Origin of the sequence: Methylobacterium sp. GC_Met_2, assembly GCF_026540795.1 — a bacterium.
In the GTDB taxonomy this organism is placed as follows: domain Bacteria; phylum Pseudomonadota; class Alphaproteobacteria; order Rhizobiales; family Beijerinckiaceae; genus Methylobacterium.
The window spans coordinates 1-2,551 of record NZ_JALNUM010000233.1 but is presented as its reverse complement, the minus strand read 5'-3'; the positions used below and the strand labels follow the sequence as shown (position 1 = coordinate 2,551).

The 2,551-nt window shown below is 70.3% G+C and carries 3 protein-coding genes; all 3 read left to right on the top strand.

The features are described 5' to 3' along the window. The first annotated feature begins 200 nt into the window (after nt 1-200). Nucleotides 201-812, top strand: a complete 612-nt coding sequence (locus OXS49_RS33105) for a hypothetical protein (protein WP_267428734.1) — start codon at nt 201-203, stop codon at nt 810-812. Nucleotides 813-884: 72 nt separating this feature from the next. Further along, on the top strand, nt 885-2,120 hold the full coding sequence (locus OXS49_RS33100) for a hypothetical protein (RefSeq protein WP_267428733.1): 1,236 nt from the start codon (nt 885-887) through the stop codon (nt 2,118-2,120). An 86-nt stretch (nt 2,121-2,206) separates the two neighbouring features. Then, nucleotides 2,207-2,551: hypothetical protein (locus OXS49_RS33095; protein ID WP_267428732.1), on the top strand; the 345-nt coding region annotated here is incomplete at its 3' end.

Genomic DNA, 2,551 nt, shown 5'->3' with positions numbered 1-2,551 from the left:
CTGGCAGGCCGTGGCGCCCGTCCGCCCCGACACCGCGCACAGCCGGTCCCTGCGCTTCCTCGACACGGCCGGCGAGCTGCTGGCCGCTGTCGCCATCATCGGCGGGGGCATGGTTCTGACCGGCCTCGCCACCCTCCTCTGAACCCAGCCCGCAACCCGAGCGGGCCGGCTGCCCGCGCCCCTCGTTCGAGGATCCCGCGATGTCCTTTCGTGCCTCCCTCAAGAACCTGATCCGCCGCGATCCTGCCGCCAGCCTGCGCGACCGTGCCACCGATCTGCGGGGTAGTCTGAACCGCCGGACCGTCATGGCCGCGACCGCCGCTGCCGCGGTGTCGCTGCCGACGAAAGCCGTCGCACCCGCTCTCGGTCCGACGGAGTACGCGGAGCACCGCGACCGCCTGTTGGTCGCCTACGCCGAGGACCGGGCGTGCCGGTCCATCGATGGCGCCGCGCAGATAGACACCTTGGAGTACGAGGTTTGCAAACTCGTGGTGCGCCGCTGTTGGGCGCTGGCCTCCGAGATTGCAGCCTTGCCGCCGCCCCGCACACTCGATGGCCTCGCCGTGGTCGCGCTGGCCGCCACTATCCTGTGGGAGGTCTCCCATAGCGATGAGATGCATGACAAGGCGGCCGTCGACCTGATCCGGTCCGTCCTGGCGTTGACCGGCACCGACCTGCCGCCCCGGTTCAGCGGCTTCGGCGATGAGGACGACGTGATGGTGCGCGACCGCGCCCTCTACGCCGCCCCCGGGTCGCTCCCCGCGTGGGCCATCGCCGAGGCCAAGGCCGAATACGATTTCGACGACGCCTGAGCCGCCGCCACCGCGCGGCGCTCGTCTCGCCGCGCCTCCATCCTCTGATCCTGTGATCCCTGGAGGCCGACCGTGCCCTCTCTCAAGCTGTCCAACCCGTTCCGCCGCGTCGCCGATCGCCCGGCCCTGAAGCAGCGCGCCGCCGACCTGAAGGCCGGGCTCGCGTCTGCGGCCCAGGCCGCGCCAGCCACGGATCACGCAACCGATGCCGAGTCGCTGGGCGCCAACCCCGAGCTCGTCTCCCTCGTCACGACCTGGCTCGACGTGCGGCGCCGGTATGAGGCGGTCACACTGGACGACCAGACCGAGGAGGGCGACGCGCTGTTTGAACAGATCCTGCTCCTTCAGCCGGCGATCTTTGCTTTCCCCGTGGCATCGGTCGCCGACCTCTGCGCCAAGCTGCCGGTGCTGCGGGACGAGTTCGACGACATCGCTATCGGGCCGGATCCTGCCAAACCCTACTGGCTCCGGCAGGCGGCCGACGCGGTGCTGCGCGACCTCTCCAGCTTGTCCGACGCGGCGGCATCCGAGGAAGACGACACGCCCCTGACCACCGAGAGCGCCGCCTCGCTCGACTTCGAGGCCGTGCATGTGCCGACCGCGATCCGGACACCGCGCCAATGGCACGAGCGGTTCGCGCCCCATACCCTCGGCCTGCACATGGCCGATCGCATGCTCCGGATGAGCAAACACGAACTGGTCGCGTTCGTCCGTGGCGCCGGCCAGAAGGACTCCACTCTGCCGGTCAGCATGATCAAGCAGGTCGAGGCGGCTCGCGCCGAGGCGCAGACCTACGCGGAGATGCTGGAGGCTGCCTGGGCCCGCCTACTCGTGGCTGGGGCTACGGCAATCCAGGCCGATGAGCAGGACGGCCACCAAGCTGAGAACCCGCCTTCTAAGCCCACCTGTGCATCGGCATCGGTAGCACCGCGCGAGCCCAACCTCGTCGGCAGGATCGATTTCGCGTCCGCCTCGTTGGACGACCTGCAGTCGCTCCATGATCTCGCAGACCTCGTCGGCGGCGTTGCCTACGCCTTGGTCTGGACGGGCCGGTGCAAGGCCCGAGGCCCTGGCGACGAGCCCAACGCCGCCGGCAAGCTGATGCAGTGGCTCGGCGACGCGCTGACCGACGTAGAGACCGCGGCCAACAACGAGGCGCGGCGGCGCGTGCCGGCGGACCGCTCCGAACGCGAGACCCGGCTGGAGATGCTAGCCCTGCCGGCGATCCAGAACGGCGATCCGGATGAGATCGAGGCGTTCGGGCGCGATCTGCTCGCGCACGCCGAGGCCGAGCGCCGGGGCCGCTGACAGCGGCTCCCCACCCCTTCGCGTGCCTGCGTACCGCCCCGGCCGGATCCCGCCGGGCATCCCATCACTTTTCGAGACCTGACCCCATGGGCGATGTCCTGACGTTCACCCCGCGTCCGAAACCGGCCGCTCCAGTTCTAGATCCGCTGGCCGGCGGTGCTCTCCGAGCCAGCTTGGAGGAGGCGGCACAGACCGCCCTCGACGCCGCGGATCGGATTATCGCCGTGCTGGACCGCATGGACGGCGATGCGGACCATGAGGCCGGCGGGGACGATGAGCCGTCCCTGGCCGCGCCCGAGAACGCTACCGGCTCGCAGGTCGTCTACATGCGCGGCGGCGATCGGGACGGCGAGGCGGACGAGCGCGAGACTGTGCTGCCGGAGATTGCGGCTATCCCGGTCATTGAGGCGGAGATCCTGCCCTGGCGCGGC

Bases quoted from the DNA above. Each gene is read 5' to 3' on its own strand.
- OXS49_RS33105 (WP_267428734.1), top strand. From the start codon at position 201: ATGTCCTTTCGTGCCTCCCTCAAGAACCTGATCCGCCGCGATCCTGCC.